The organism is Borreliella lanei, from assembly GCF_014205895.1.
GTDB lineage: Bacteria > Spirochaetota > Spirochaetia > Borreliales > Borreliaceae > Borreliella > Borreliella lanei.
This window is the reverse complement of record NZ_JACHFC010000005.1, coordinates 1-14,528: the sequence shown is the minus strand read 5'-3', so window position 1 is coordinate 14,528 and position 14,528 is coordinate 1. Positions and strand designations below refer to the sequence as shown.

The window sequence follows — 14,528 nt, the reverse complement described above, 5'->3', positions numbered from 1 at the left end:
TAATCTCTACCCATGGAAGTTGCTTTTACAAAATTTTTTAATGAATTAGATCTGATATGGTTTTAAAAAACTAACAAACTACTATTTTATAAATCAAAGATTATAAAAAAAGCTTTTTGTCTCATTCTATGATAGCTTTTTAGGTTATTCCCTTTTATAAGAGCGCACAGTCTCTATCTCCCAAACAAGGACATGACCAATGGGCTCGCCTCCAGGCAATTCCTGCCTTAGTTTTTATCACTTAATTTTAGAGCTATATTTTTAATACCATAATTACTAAATAGTTTAATTGACAGAAAACATATACCCGATTTATGTAAAAAGGATCAATATCATTTTGATTTATACCATAATTGTCTTATAAGCTCATAACATCCTAAATCATTAATACTTTTCCCAAACATTCCTCTTTGCATAAAATTAATTGATTGCGCTCTCTACTATTATTATTTACCTAGATAAATAATAGAACTTTGCTTATTTTTTAATAACAATCTATCTTGCATCTTTAACATTATGCTACAAATCCTATACATCTAAATAATTTTAAAAGCATTTCTTTTGGTTGGCGTTAGAATATATTATGTATTTATAAATGCCAATCTTCTCTTTACCAAATAATGTTTATTTTATGTTCTTTATGGGGAAAAGAACTTTTAATAAATTAAGTTATGATAAAAATCAAATTCATTTATCGCTAGAATTTACTTATAATATTCAACCTTATGAATTAATCAACAATCTAAAAACGGCATCTTAAGCTATTGCCTTATCATTAAAACCTCTATCGATATCATCAAAAAGTATATTCGGAGCTAAATAAATATATTTTACAAACCCATCTCACTACCGAAATTTCAAAGGGATATAGGTGGACAATTATTTATTATTTTTTATTAAATTTATAAAAAGTCCTAAGAAATTTCTCTCTTAAGGACTTTTTATAAATGGTTAAAGGTTAAAGATAAGTTAAAATTTACAACAGTTTAGAAAAAAAACAAAATTAAAAATATTTTTTTATTTGTACTACGTATTAATTGATATATAATATCAATTAATACGTAGTACTATATTATAATAATATATTTTTAAAGGATAAAAATGCAAAAAGAAATAACAATAAACTATAATGAATATACAATTGGGGGCATAAAAGGAACTTTCTTTGGAAATTCCAAATATGAAGCTAATTATCGAGCAAAAATAAATGGTTTTATAATTGACTTTTTTAAAATTCCCATAAGTTTAAAGAAAAAGTATGAGCTTAATATTAAAGCCCTTAGTGATCCTAATTTTTCATCTACAAATATTGCAATGAATTGCATAAATACTTTTAAACTTATAGTTGATATTGTTAATATGCAAACCGGAGAAAATTATGATTACGACACATTTATTACAAAGACAGAAACAGAAAAAATGCTTAAATATGGAACAAAAATAATTGCCGCACTAGCAAGACACTTTGACGAACAAAACAGAACCAACTTTAATGAAAGCTATTATGAATGGGAAAAAGGCTGGATAGATAAAAAATGGATAAATCATGAACCAACTGTAGCAGAAATTAAAGAAATTCAAATAATGAATCAAAAATTAAATCCTTTAAAGCTCAAACATGAAAAAAAAACCCTTAATAAGGGTCAAATAAGGCTTTTAAAAGCCATCAATAAAATTGAAGGTCAATAGCAACAATATGCTAAACCAAACAAAATTAAAACGAAATAGTGGAGAAAAAGCCAAAATTTAGCATTTTACTTAAAAACGTTTAATTTTATTTATTATTATTAAATAATATTTACAAAATTAAAAAAATAAAATATTATATATGTAAGGTAGAAAACGATCTGCCAACAGTCCCCAACACCCCTATTAATCCTCTCCAAATAAGATTAGGGGTAGGGACTTATTTTTTTAAAAAATAAAAATTTAAATATTTAACGTCTAAACTAACAATTTTATCGCAAATAGAGAAAATGAAAACACCAAAAACATAAATTAACTAAAAATTTGTATTGTGAATGTAAAGTATAAAATTTTAATAGTGCTATAAAGATTCAACCTGCTATCTCTAAATTAAAGATTATAGAGACAAGACAGATCTTCGATTTATTTCATGTTAGCTTTTTACACTCTTTCTAGAAATAATCTTCATCAATACATTATTTACAAGCTTTACTTTATGTAGCTCCTGTATTAGTTTTTATTTCTTTATAAATAAGAATTAAAATTTTGATTTGAATTTGGATTTCTGTCATGCAGCATTGCAACTGCTACAAGCTACTATTATCGCTTGATTTTATAGTTGCATTTCTAATATCTAATTATTACATGGTTTGATTAATAAAAGAACATTTCCCTGTTTTATTTAAATAAAATCAACAACAATTTGATTTATATAATAATTATTTTTTAGCCCTATATCATCATAAATCATTAATACTTTTCTCTTGCTATACAAAAATCTTACACATCCAAATATTTTTGAAAAATTTCTTTTGGGTTTAGGATATCAATAATTAATTTTAAATTTTTATTTAAAAGAATGATAATAATTTAATGCATTATTTCGGGCTTATGAAACAATATTTTTGTACTTTTATCAGTTTATATTCCTTTATAAGAATATATATTTTTTTCAAATTTTGCTTTAAAAAATGGTTAATTTAGAATATAATTTCTATGACTAAAATGCTAAAAATAGATATAAATTTGGACTAATTTTATATTAGAAAAATTACTTATCCATATACTGCAATAATTTTTATCTTTGAATTTTGAAATATGTTTACCTTTGATTTGTAGTTTTTTTAAGGCAAATTTTGATTATTAAAATTAGGGAGAAAGAGATTTATGAATAAAAAAATTATTATTTTATTATTATCTATGATATTAACTTCCTTGTTGGTTTTGGGCTGTGATCTATCAACAAATAAAGATCGAAACAAAATAGATGGGGTTTCTAATTTTAAAAAGAAATATATGGATAATTTAGATTATCAATGTTTAAGTAAAAAAGAATCCGAGGTTAAAAATTCTCAAATTAAATTAGACGAAAATAATAATAAAAATCATTCTTATTATTCCAGATTGTCTAATGTTTCAGATTACTATGATAAAACTCATATATCTTGTAAAAGAAAATGATTAGTTTTTTTGGAAAATAGAGGAATTCTCTGCCTATAATCTAATTTTAAATTCTTTTAATTTGGTTATTAGATATTGATTTTTCATATTTTTAATAAAGAATCTTTTCAGAAGTTTTTATTATATGTAAATAGTAATTAATTTTGATTAATTACTATTTTACTGATTCTTTTAAAACCTTTGTTGTTAGAAAAAAGAATGTTTACTCTTTTTTTGTTGTTAGTGTTTTTTTTATTTTCTTTTTCGTAGCTGCTTTGACATTGTTCTTTTAAATTTTTATTTAAAAACGTTTTTTTAAATCTTTTTTCCCAAATTTCATTAAAGTCATTTGTTTTGTCAGTTTTTCCATTCATCATCCATATTTTTTTACTATATTTATCTTTAAATTCTTTTATAAAGTGATTTGAAATGTCCTCAATTTTATATTTTTCTTTGTATTTTTCTATTGCCAATTTTAAGTTTCTTAATGCATTTATATAGGTCTTTTCATTGTTGCTTATTTTGAGTATTTTTTCTATTTGCAATTTTTCTATTTTGTCAATTTTTACTAACCTATTTGCAATATATTCTTTGTAAGAAATTTTGTTTATTTTTACATTGTTTTTTTCTATAGAATTCTTTATCTTATTTATATCTTTTATACCTTTAGGTATAACATCTGCAATTGATTCATCTGCAATTGAGCTTTTAGATTTTATATTTTTTATATTATTATTGTTTATAGTAGTATTGTTAATTTCTTTAGAAAAATCAGATACTATTTTTTTGTCTTTTAAATATTCTTTTATTTCTTTATTAATTGCTTCCTGAATAATTGTAAAACGGTGCTTCCAAAGACTTTTGTTTTGTATATAAAATGCAAAGCTTCCATTATCTTTGCCTAAATGTTTTAGTTTAGTTGTTATTAAGAGTATTTGATTTAAAAATGATATATCATATTCTAAGGTCCTGATTGATATTTTTTTATTATCTTTTGCAAGACATTTATTAACTATATTGTATATTTCTATTGTGGAATATGTTTTAAGTTTGTTAGACTTATAGTATTGTTTGTTTTTAAGTTCAATTGCCCAGCATACCTTGAGTATTCGTTGGTATATGGCCTTTTTTTTAGTTAAATATGATTTTAGTCTTGAGTATTTTAACTCTATTAAATTGGAGTTTGCGTTTTTTTGAGTATACTTTATAATTTCTTCTAATGTTATAAGATTATTAAAATTTGTATTGACATTATTTTTTATTTTTATTATCATTATCTTATCCTGGCTTCTGAAGTTAAATTTGTTGTGGTTTCAGAAGCTTTTTCAATTATTTGGCTTGCATTCTAAATTCTTACTGTATTACAAACGAAATAATTAGCTTTTTTCTATATTTTATAGCAATGTTTTTAAAATGTCAATATTATAGATTATAAAATATGACCCATCTTTTTTGAAACAATTTGTATTTCATGTTTTGTAGATTTTCGGCTCATTATTTTTTTTGCTTGCTCAATTCTTAATTGAATTGTTTCTTTCATACTATTTGTTATGGGCTTAGGTCTTCTAAAGTCTATTAGAAAATATGTGCAAAAATCTTCTAAAAGATAAGGACGCTTGTCTACATGGATTGCGCATTTTAAAATTTTTGATTTTTTAGATATAGTATTTTTGCTAATTGAAAGATTATAAGAATCTTCTAATATATTTTGGAATTCTTTTAAAGAATAAAGTCTTACACCATTAATACTTAACATAAATACCTCATAATTTCATTTTATTATATATTGTGTATTAGTTTCAAGGATATTAGGTTATATGTTGAATGCCTTGTTAGAGTGTTTGTTAGGAGCTAGTAGATTATGTAGCTCGGGCAGGCTGCAGCAATTTGTCTTTCTAAAAAAATTACAATAATGTGATATTTTTAAGAAATGGGGTTGTGCTTGAGGCTTGGTTTAAGTATTTTTTTTCAATTTTATCCTCTAATAGGGTGATGTCAAGTCTAATGCAGCTATTTTCTTGTATAATATTGATGTCATTTAATATAAAGTCTAAGTTATTTAAGTTTAAATTTTTAGTCAAAAAATTTGTTCTTTCTAAGAAGATTAGCCTTATTTTCCCCCCCAATCCATTTTCATTTTCAACAAAAGATCTTAACGTTTTTAGAATTTTTTGTTTATTGTTGATAGTTTTTATTTGATTTGAATTTGTTAAGATTAGTTCTTCGTAGATTTTTGTGCTCAGGTTTAGCAACATTCTATTCGTTGTTTTAATGCTTACATTTAAATTTTCATTAGTTTTTATGTCGGCGGTATTAATAGTTTTGATATTTGAATAGCTGATTTTTGTTAAAAACGGAAGTTCAATGGTCTTGTCGATGCCTTTTAATAGTAAATTAACTTTTTGGTTATTTGCCTTGTTTTCAAAAAGGTAAGTATTGTTATTTTTTATAATAGGAATAAAAGCATTTTCTATATTTTCTTTTCTATAAATAGAACCAAGTATTTTAAGTTTGATTAGATAAATTTCATCTTTATTGTTAGCTTTTAAATCAATTGTGTAAACGTTGACTACCATCATGTCGTAAACTATTTTGAGTTTTTCTTCACTTACATAGTTAATATAAAATTCAAGTTTTCCCTTTAGAATGTCTTTTGGCAATTTAGAAAATTCACTTGACCTTAATTCTAAACTAATAATTCCGCCTTTAAATGTTTTAAGCGCTATATTCTCTTTTAAGTTTATTTGAATGGTTTTTTCAAAATTAAGTTCGAATTTAAAAGCTATTGGGTTAATAATGAAGATTTTTTTGTTTTTTACAAAGTAAGTATTAATAATTGACCTTGGGTCAGTATACACGATTTCTCCTATAGATGCACTTTGAAATTTATATAAATTGGGATTAGTTATAGCCTAATCTTTTAAATTGGTTTTTGTTAGAACAACACCTAATAATAATAGTTTTTTAATTTTAATTCAAGCTGTAAAATTAGAATGTTTTTATTTGAATTGATTATATTATTTAATTTTCTGATTTTTGAGAAATTTTTTTAAAATAAATATAAGATAAATTAAGAGGTTTTAATGAATTCAAAAATTAGTTTAAAATATTTTATTTTGGTGTTTTTTTTAGTTTCTTGTCAAACTTATCAAATAGCTTATGATAGGTTTTCTCAAGTATTAGATTCACAATATGATATTGGGGTAAATTATTCTAGAGATGGAATATTTAAATCTGTAATTTCTATTAAATATGATAAATTGAAAAATATAAGAGAATATTTTATTTTGGTTAGAGTTGAATCTAGAAATTCTAGTCAAATAAGGCCTGAAAAGATAATCACAGATACTAGATTTGAGTCTAAAGGAGAGTTAGTTTCAGAGGATAGCAAACGTGTTGTTTATTATAAAGATTTTTATGATTCATATTTTCCTTATGATTATACAACAGTGATTACTGAAAAAAATATTAAGGTAGAAATTTATAAATTTGTTATTTCAGAAAGCGAATTTATAAGATTTGTTGCTTTGAGGAATGATAATATAGCAGCATTTAGGATTTATGCTTTCAGAAATGATGTTATTGTAAGTTTTAATAAGATTCCTTTTAAAAAGTTTTTGGACGATTTTAATTCAAAAGTTAAATTACTTGGTGGCAGCTGACTTAAATTTAAATAATTTTTAAGACCAAGTTAAATAATTATTTGCTAAAAAGGATATAGATTAAGGGTGTTTATTATAAACAAGTTTTTTGATATTAGTTTATTATAATATCGACTTTAAAATGTTTTTAATATCATCTGTTGTGTTAATCTTTTGAAAAATTAATGAATTCTAGTATGGCTTTTTCATTTCTGAGCAAGAATAGCCCTTCTCTTATTCCATTATGGAATTCTTCAAAGGAGATTAGGATTGTTTTTAAATTTTTATCTTTATCATCTATATTGTCATAATAAAATATAAAGTAAGGCCTTCCAGTATTATCTTTAAAGCCAAGAAAATTTACAAATATTGCTTTTTCTTGAAAATCTGTTTTTAAATTGTATGAGTGACCATTTTTGTATAAAAAAATTCCATTTCCTTCAAGATTTTTGATTTCTAAATTATTAATTGTATTTTTAATTTTAGTAAAACTCTCAATTGCTTGTAAAATATATTTTATTGATGAAAATTTAGTATAGTATATGCGGTTATTGATTTGAAATTCTAAAAAGATTCCGCATTCATTCCCAGCTCTAATTACATCTTGCTCATTTTTAATAGAAGTTGCAATTTTTTTGTCAATAACAAGATTGATTTTGAATGTAGAAATATGGTTTAAGGTTTTTACATTGTCAATTGCTAAATTTTCTGCTAGATAGACTTTATAATTAATAAATATCCCTTTTAGATTTTTAATTTTATCTTGTTTGAATTCATAGTTTGTGCTTTGAGCATATATTGCCAAATTTTTAATCAAAAATATTAAGAATATAAAAGTTTTATTTTTCATTATACAACTTATTATATGATAACAGTCTTGAATAAATTTAGTAAACCGTTTTTATCTATTAAGTCTTAAATTTATAAAAATTTTAGCTATAAAAGTATCTGCTGTTTCTAAATCAGGGATTATAAAAGCAGCTTCTTGTTTTATTCTGGATATCTATACAAAGACAACAATTTTAAAGATTTATAAGAAAAAACATTTTGTTTATTATATAAGCGTTACTTAAACCCTTATTTTGGCTTCGAATAATATTTGATTTTCTCTGCAAAAATCTAATTTTTAAAAAAAAATTTTAAAATACATGGTAATACTCAATTATTGAACTAATAATTGAGTATTAAATATTCTCCTTTTTTAAAATTAAAAGAATTTATTATCAATATTTACTTCATACCATACATTCTTTTAAATGAACCTCTTATCTTTAAGGGGTTTTCTTTTTATATAGAGTAAATCAAAAATCAATTAAACTCTTTAACTTAAAGCTCTTACTAAGCAAATATATAAACTTTTTTGACTTATCCTAATTGATAACTTTAACAAAGAATTGTCCATCTATAATTTTTATGAAATTTAGATTGAAATGAATTTGTTAATAAATAGATTTTACTTTGGTTCTAGTATACTTTTTGATGATACCAATAATTCCTTAGTAGAGATAAATAACTTCTAGAGATCAAAATAAGGGGTTAGCAATGCTTATATAATAAGTAAAATATTTTTTTCTTATAAAACTTTAAGACACTGTTTTTAGGTTATTTATGAATCTAGAAGGTTGAATATTGAGAGCAAATTCTAATAATAAATGAATTTGATCATTATCATAATTGAATTTATTAAGAGTTCTTTTCTATAAAGAACGCTAAACATTGAGATATTATAAAATATGAGTAGGCATTATTGAAGATTTTATTTTTGGCTTAAAAGCTATTGTTTTTTTACCAGATGAGTTTTTATAGATGTCATAAAAATAGAATATTTAAAGCCAATAAATCAATTTTACAAACTTATCTTCACCTAAAATCTTTACCCAAAGTTATATAAATTATAGGTTAAAAATTCTTTGCAATCTTTGGTTTAAGCCTATTCTTTATTAAAGATAGGTTTAAACCTTGCAATTATTTTAATACATAATTAAATGTTATTTATAATTGAAAATATGTCATTTTTTAGCTTCTCTGTTTTTTCTTTTTTCTATTATTTGATTGTAAAGTGTGTCTGTACGAGATTTAAGCTTATTATTATCTGTTCTTATATGATTTTTGTCATTTTGATAATCTAATAAAAGTTGGTGCAGCATTTTTGAAACAGCTGTTGTTGTTGTGGATAATAATTTTTCAAACGAATCTTTAAGCTTTTTTAGATTTGAAATCTCTAGTTTTTCTAGATTGTCTTTTTTGGAATATAAGGGAATAATCAAGTTTGCAAGAGTGTATTCAGGCGCCTCAAGAGCGTTAAAAATGCTCTGCATTTGTCCTGATAACATTACAATTTCTGAAAATTTCTTTAATTGATTATCATCAATAGCATTTAAAATGCTATAAGTGTTTTTTCTATATCTTTTTGCTCTCTCGGTATCAGCGGCCACCTTTTCACCTGATGATGATGCTCACATCCCCAAGGTTTTAAAAACTTCTATTTCATATTGTTCTTTGGGAGGCCCTTCTTTTAGCTTTTTCCCCATATTTTTCGTTATTTGCGTGTGCTTTGCCTATTAAATTTCTTAAATCATTAAGCAGTGTGTTTTTAGGACTTGTACGATGGTTTTCTTTTTGATTTGAACCTTCTTTTTAAGTTAGATTTGCTTATAGATTGGGCTCTAATCTTTTTTTATTGGATTTTAGTCCTTTTTTACTGGATTGACACTTTATATCTTTTTGCCTAGTGTTAAAATCTGTATTGCAAGCTAAAAAAAGAAAAACAAATAAGATTACAATGATTTTATGTTTCATAAATATTTTTCTTACTTGAAATCTAAAATCTGAAATTAAATATAATCCAGTATTAAATATAATATTATATTAATTAAATATAAAATATTGAAATTATCATAATAATGTTTTTCTTTTGAGAAGTTTTATAGTATTTTAAGCTTTTTAAGAATTATTTTGATTGCTTTTTATTAAATTAGTTAATAATAGGTTTGTTTTGACTCTGAATATACTTTTTGATCATATCAAAAGAACTTCCTTCAATAGAGATATAATTTCCAGGTCAAAAATAAGGTTTCAAGCAATACTTATCCAAATAAGTAGGATATTTTTTATTACAAGCCTTGAAGATACTATTTTTAGATTATTGATGAATTTAGAAGCTTGAATATTGGAGGTAAATTTTAGTAATAAATGAATATATCCTTATCGCAATTGAAATTCATTAAGGGTTCTTTTTCATAAAAAATATATATATATTAAATATTATTTGGCAAAAAGAAGATGAAACCTATTGAAAATTTATTTTTGGTCTAAAATTTATTGTTTTTTACCAGATGAGTTTTTATAGATGTCATAAAAAAGAATATTTAAAGCCAATAAATTGATTTTACAAACTTATGCCCACTTAAATTTTTATGTAAATTATAGGTGAAAAATTCTTTTTAATTTTTAGCTAAAACGTTAAGCCTCCCTTTTATTAAAGGTGGGCTTTTGGATTATTGTAACAATATTTAAACATAACTTAAAGGTTATTTATATATTGAAAATATTTCTCTTTGTAGTTCGTATGCTTCTTTCTCTTTTATTAGCATTTGATTATAAATTCTTTTTACATGAGAGCTAAGCCTATTTATATCTGTGTTTATGCTGTTTTTATTATTTTGATAATCTAATAAAAGTTGGTGCATAATTTCTGAGACCGTTGTTTTTAAAGATAAGAATTTTTCAAACAAATTTTTAAGCTTATCTAAATTTGGAATTCCTAGCTCTTCTAGAGTTTCTTTTTTGGAATATAAGCTAACAATTACCTCTTCAAAAATATCTCCAAGGCTGTTAAGGGCGCTAAATACCCCTAGCATTTGGGATGATGTTGTTAGCATTTTTGAAAAGTTCTTTAATTTATTATCATCAATAGCTAGAGTACTATAAATATTTTTTCTATATCTTTTAGATATCCGGTTATCGTCGGATGCCTTTATATTTACTTCTTTGGACCCTGACCAAAAAATGAGTTTAAAAGCTTCCAATAATCCATATTGATTTTTAGGTTCTTCTTCCAACTTTTTTTTATATTTTTCGCTATCTGCATGAGCTTGTTCTATTAAATTTCTTAAATTATCAGGCATTGTGGTTTCTGTTTTTTTATTAGTGATTTCTTCTTTATTAGAGTTTAATTCTTTATTAGAGCTTGCTTCTTTATTAGAGTTTAATTCTTTATTAGAGTTTAATTCTTTATTAGAGTTTAATTCTTTATTAGAGCTTGCTTCTTTATTAGAGCTTAATCTTTTTTTATTTTTTAGTCCTTGTTTTCTAGATTGATACCCCATGTCTTTTTGATTGGTGTTAAAATCTGGATTACAAGCATTTAGAAATAGAAAAACAAACAAGCTGGCAATGATGTTATATTTCATAAACATTCTCCTTAATTAAAATCTGATATTAAATATAATTCAATATTAGTATAATACAATATTAATATTAAATTATAATCAATATTAATATAGATATATTATTAATATAATCATAATAATATTTTCATTGCAAGAAGTTTTGTGGTATTTGAGCTTTTTAAGAATTATTTTGATTAATTTTTGTAAAATTTTTTAATAAATAGATTTATTTTGGCTCCGAATATACTTTTTGATTGTCTAAATATAGGCTTCTCCAGTGGAGGAGGAGGGCATAATAACTTCATTTTTAGATTATTGATGAATTTAGAGAGTTTGAATGTTGGGAGTAAATTCTGGTAATAAATGAATCTGATCCTTATCATAATTGAATTCATCAAAGGTTCTTTTATATAAAAAAATTGTTATGCAATTTTAATTTTTGTTTGTAACCGCCAATTATTAAAAATAAAATTATCAAGGGTAATTAATTTTGCATTAATTACCCTCAAATATACTTCTTTTAAAGAATATATCATTAGTAATATTAATCTATTGATGCTGCTATTATTAAATTAAAGATCTACAGAAACAGCAGTTTGCTTGTTATTATAATTAAAGTTTATGTAAATTATAGTTTAAAAATTCTTTTTAATCTTTAGTAAAACGTAAAGCCTATCTTTAATAAAAGATAGGCTTTTGTATTATTATGACAATTTCGACACACAACTTAAAAGTTATTATATATTGAATATATATCATTTTTTAGCTTTTCTGCTTCTTTGCTTTTTTCTGTGATTTTATTGTAAATATCTTCTACATGAGATTTAAGCTCATTTTCGTCCGTTTTTATACTATTTTCATCATTTTGATAGTCTAATAAGAGTTGATGCATCATTTCTGAGACTGTTGTTTTTATAGATAAAAATTTTTCCAAAGAATCTTTAAGTTTTTTTAAATGTGAAGTCATTAGTTCTTCTAGATTGTCTTTTTTGGGATACAAGAAAGCAATTACATCTTCAAAAGCACCCCCAAGTGAGTTAAAGATGTTAAATATACCTTGTAGTTGACCTGATGACTCTATAATTTTTGAAAAGTTCTTTAATTCATTATCATTAATGGTATTTGTTAAAATACTATAAGTTCGTTTTCTATAGCTTTTAGATCTTTTAGTGTTTTCGGCCACCTATTCTCCTTGCTTAAAATTTTTCTTAATTTATCTTGTTTTTCTTTAAAGTAGGATTTATTTGCCCGCATATTAAACCTTTTTATTAGTTCAATTTCAATTCTTTTTATAATTTTAATTACTTCAATTTTTTCTTTTTTGTTAATATCTAAATTTAAAATAGAAAGAGAATTTTTAGATTTAAGTTTACTTTTATTGTAGTATTTTTTTACTTGATATTTTTCTATTTGGTTAACTTTTCTTTCTTCTTTTATATTATTATTACACTTGCACAATTGTACACTACCCATTTTTGTATCAGGCTTATTGTTAAAATAGTTGTTAACTCTTTTTTTAAATCTTGCATTTTTTTTCTTTAAAGTATTTGTTTATTTTATGGCAACATTCATTTTTTTGATAATTAAGTTTATAATAAATTTCCGTCCCACAATTTACTCCCATATGTTGATAGTAGTTTATTGTGACTTTTATTTCTTTGTTTAATTTGTAAAGATATTTTTGAATAGTTCTTAGCGTAGAGGTAGCTTGACCATTTTTTTAGATTTTCATTAAAGTAATATAATATGTTTTTTTGGGTATATTTTTGATTTTTGTTGTTTAAATAGTATAGTGTTGAGATAAGAACTATCAATTTATATTGAACTTTATTGTGGCCATTTAAGGGTGTTTTATTATTTAAGGTATTTATCACTTAGAACTCCTTTTTCTCTAAAAGATTTTTCGCATTTATTAATATAAATCAATTTGCTTTAAAAGTAAATACCTTTATAAGAATATTTGCTTTTAAGTTTTTAGTGGCCAGAATTTCGAAAATTTTAATTATTTATTAAACTATATATAGATTTTAATTTGAATTTAGTGTATCATATTATATGATTAGGAACTCTAATCTTTAAAGTGATTTCGCAAAAGTAAGGGCTTAAAGCAAATTCTTTAAAAGAATATACTTTAAGCCCTTATTACTTTTATGTAATACTAATTTCCCTAATTTGCGTTTTATTTTGTTTAGGGCATTATATTATTAATTTTTAATCATAAACCGGGGATCAGTTTTGTAATTTTATATATTTTTTAGTTTTAATTGTTTTTTATTAGACCTTTAATACTCTAAAGCTTTAGGCTGTTTAGTAAGAATAATTCTGGATTATATTAGCTTATATAGTAGGATGAGAATTGTAAATTTGAATGCGACATTCTTTTATAGGGTAAATAAGTGTATAATAGCCCCTAAAACTTTCATTTTCTTTATTTGTGGGAAATTTGATGATGACTTTTATATTATTTTCTAATATTTCAAGATATTTTTGCAGGGTTTTATAATCCTGCACGTTGATTAGTTTTGGCTAGAGCAATATTAAAATTAACTTTTATTAAGGAATGAGTATAAGTTTGATTCGTACTATGGTATGCTTCTTCATTCATGCGATTTAGCGTTTCTACAAGAATTATTAACTTATTATTTTTCAATCTAATTTGTTGTTTTAGTCTTTCGGCTTTTGTATTGTTAATTACTCCATTAATAATGAATTAGCCCCTTATTATATTAAATTTATAATTATAAATATAGCACAGCATTTTTTGAAATTTTTTTAGCGTAAAGTATTTTATAAAGGAGAATACGGTTTTAAATATATTATTTGGGAGATAAAGTATTTGTTTTATGAATAATCCTTTCTAAGGTGTAATTAAGTTTATAATAAATTATAGATTTAAGATTTTTCATAAAATAGAATTTGACTATGACGTTTATTTCTTTTTCTAATTTGTTTAGGTATTTTTGCATTGTTGGTAGATCACTAGGAGTTTGATTTTGGTTCTTAAGATTTTCGTTGTAAACTTTGAGTAGAATTTTTTGAGAATAATTTTCTAATATTAGATTGACTTCATGTATCGTTAGGATTAGAATAAATAATCTGTATCCCTGATCTGTTAATTGTGATTGTTGTTTCTTTAGATTTTCATACATAAGATAAGTATATAAAGAATTTTTTGAGAATGAAGAATAAATTGATAAATTCGTAACAGATTTTAAAATTGCTAAGTAATAATTACCCCCAAATTATATAATTTGTTTTTTAAGTTTAAAGTTTGCGTTTTCGAGGTTAGAGTTTTGAGTCAATATGCGTTATACCAATTAAAAATTATATATATAATTTTTAATTGGTATAACGCATATTGACTCAAAAC

12 protein-coding genes and 2 pseudogenes are annotated in these 14,528 nt (G+C 23.6%); 3 read left to right on the top strand and 11 right to left on the bottom strand.

Annotation, left to right across the window (positions count from 1 at the left end; translation table 11 throughout):
* Positions 1-1,101: 1,101 nt before the first annotated feature.
* On the top strand, positions 1,102-1,689 hold the full coding sequence (locus tag HNQ06_RS04625) for a hypothetical protein (protein ID WP_246343369.1): 588 nt from the start codon (positions 1,102-1,104) through the stop codon (positions 1,687-1,689).
* Between the two features lie 1,164 nt (positions 1,690-2,853).
* Positions 2,854-3,147, top strand: coding sequence for a DUF5425 family lipoprotein (locus HNQ06_RS04620; RefSeq protein ID WP_184107776.1), 294 nt, complete (start codon positions 2,854-2,856; stop codon positions 3,145-3,147).
* A 137-nt stretch (positions 3,148-3,284) separates the two neighbouring features.
* Here HNQ06_RS04620 and HNQ06_RS04615 read toward each other — a convergent pair whose 3' ends face one another.
* From HNQ06_RS04615 to HNQ06_RS04605, 3 genes are all read right to left on the bottom strand, one after another.
* Positions 3,285-4,400, bottom strand: a complete 1,116-nt coding sequence (locus HNQ06_RS04615) for a plasmid maintenance protein (RefSeq protein WP_184107775.1) — start codon at positions 4,398-4,400, stop codon at positions 3,285-3,287.
* A gap of 155 nt (positions 4,401-4,555) precedes the next feature.
* Positions 4,556-4,882, bottom strand: a complete 327-nt coding sequence (locus HNQ06_RS04610) for a hypothetical protein (RefSeq protein WP_184107774.1) — start codon at positions 4,880-4,882, stop codon at positions 4,556-4,558.
* A 148-nt stretch (positions 4,883-5,030) separates the two neighbouring features.
* Positions 5,031-5,984 carry a hypothetical protein gene (locus HNQ06_RS04605; protein WP_184107773.1) on the bottom strand — a complete coding sequence of 318 codons (954 nt, stop codon included), beginning with the start codon at positions 5,982-5,984 and terminating at the stop codon, positions 5,031-5,033.
* A gap of 225 nt (positions 5,985-6,209) precedes the next feature.
* On the opposite strand from HNQ06_RS04605, the gene HNQ06_RS04600 reads away from it, so the two are divergent.
* Entirely contained in the window at positions 6,210-6,788 is a 579-nt protein-coding gene (locus HNQ06_RS04600; protein ID WP_184107772.1) for a hypothetical protein, read from the top strand.
* A gap of 145 nt (positions 6,789-6,933) precedes the next feature.
* Here HNQ06_RS04600 and HNQ06_RS04595 read toward each other — a convergent pair whose 3' ends face one another.
* The 8 genes and pseudogenes from HNQ06_RS04595 to HNQ06_RS04570 form a co-directional block, all read right to left on the bottom strand.
* The gene (locus tag HNQ06_RS04595; RefSeq protein ID WP_184107771.1) at positions 6,934-7,617 is read right to left on the bottom strand and encodes a hypothetical protein; all 684 of its coding nucleotides are present in this window, start codon (positions 7,615-7,617) and stop codon (positions 6,934-6,936) included.
* 733 nt (positions 7,618-8,350) lie between these two features.
* A pseudogene (locus HNQ06_RS05860) lies at positions 8,351-8,443 on the bottom strand (hypothetical protein); the annotation flags it as partial.
* Between the two features lie 333 nt (positions 8,444-8,776).
* A complete protein-coding gene (locus tag HNQ06_RS05835) occupies positions 8,777-9,202 on the bottom strand; it encodes a CRASP family complement regulator-acquiring lipoprotein (RefSeq protein ID WP_343056769.1) in 426 nt (141 codons plus the stop codon).
* Positions 9,203-9,842: 640 nt separating this feature from the next.
* Positions 9,843-9,935: a hypothetical protein gene (locus HNQ06_RS05855; RefSeq protein WP_418909574.1), complete on the bottom strand. Its 93-nt coding sequence runs from the start codon at positions 9,933-9,935 to the stop codon at positions 9,843-9,845.
* A gap of 362 nt (positions 9,936-10,297) precedes the next feature.
* Positions 10,298-11,179: a virulence associated lipoprotein gene (locus HNQ06_RS04585; protein ID WP_184107770.1), complete on the bottom strand. Its 882-nt coding sequence runs from the start codon at positions 11,177-11,179 to the stop codon at positions 10,298-10,300.
* A 706-nt stretch (positions 11,180-11,885) separates the two neighbouring features.
* Positions 11,886-12,341, bottom strand: coding sequence for a virulence associated lipoprotein (locus HNQ06_RS04580; RefSeq protein WP_184107769.1), 456 nt, complete (start codon positions 12,339-12,341; stop codon positions 11,886-11,888).
* 14 nt (positions 12,342-12,355) lie between these two features.
* Positions 12,356-13,032, bottom strand: a pseudogene (locus HNQ06_RS04575) (plasmid maintenance protein); the annotation flags it as partial.
* Between the two features lie 942 nt (positions 13,033-13,974).
* The gene (locus HNQ06_RS04570; RefSeq protein ID WP_246343368.1) at positions 13,975-14,307 is read right to left on the bottom strand and encodes a plasmid maintenance protein; all 333 of its coding nucleotides are present in this window, start codon (positions 14,305-14,307) and stop codon (positions 13,975-13,977) included.
* Positions 14,308-14,528 lie beyond the last annotated feature (221 nt).

Bases quoted from the DNA above. Each gene is read 5' to 3' on its own strand.
- HNQ06_RS04585 (WP_184107770.1), bottom strand. From the start codon at position 11,179: ATGAAATATAACATCATTGCCAGCTTGTTTGTTTTTCTATTTCTAAAT.
- HNQ06_RS04600 (WP_184107772.1), top strand. From the start codon at position 6,210: ATGAATTCAAAAATTAGTTTAAAATATTTTATTTTGGTGTTTTTTTTA.
- HNQ06_RS04615 (WP_184107775.1), bottom strand. From the start codon at position 4,400: ATGATAATAAAAATAAAAAATAATGTCAATACAAATTTTAATAATCTT.
- HNQ06_RS04570 (WP_246343368.1), bottom strand. From the start codon at position 14,307: ATGTATGAAAATCTAAAGAAACAACAATCACAATTAACAGATCAGGGA.
- HNQ06_RS04610 (WP_184107774.1), bottom strand. From the start codon at position 4,882: ATGTTAAGTATTAATGGTGTAAGACTTTATTCTTTAAAAGAATTCCAA.
- HNQ06_RS04620 (WP_184107776.1), top strand. From the start codon at position 2,854: ATGAATAAAAAAATTATTATTTTATTATTATCTATGATATTAACTTCC.
- HNQ06_RS04625 (WP_246343369.1), top strand. From the start codon at position 1,102: ATGCAAAAAGAAATAACAATAAACTATAATGAATATACAATTGGGGGC.
- HNQ06_RS04595 (WP_184107771.1), bottom strand. From the start codon at position 7,617: ATGAAAAATAAAACTTTTATATTCTTAATATTTTTGATTAAAAATTTG.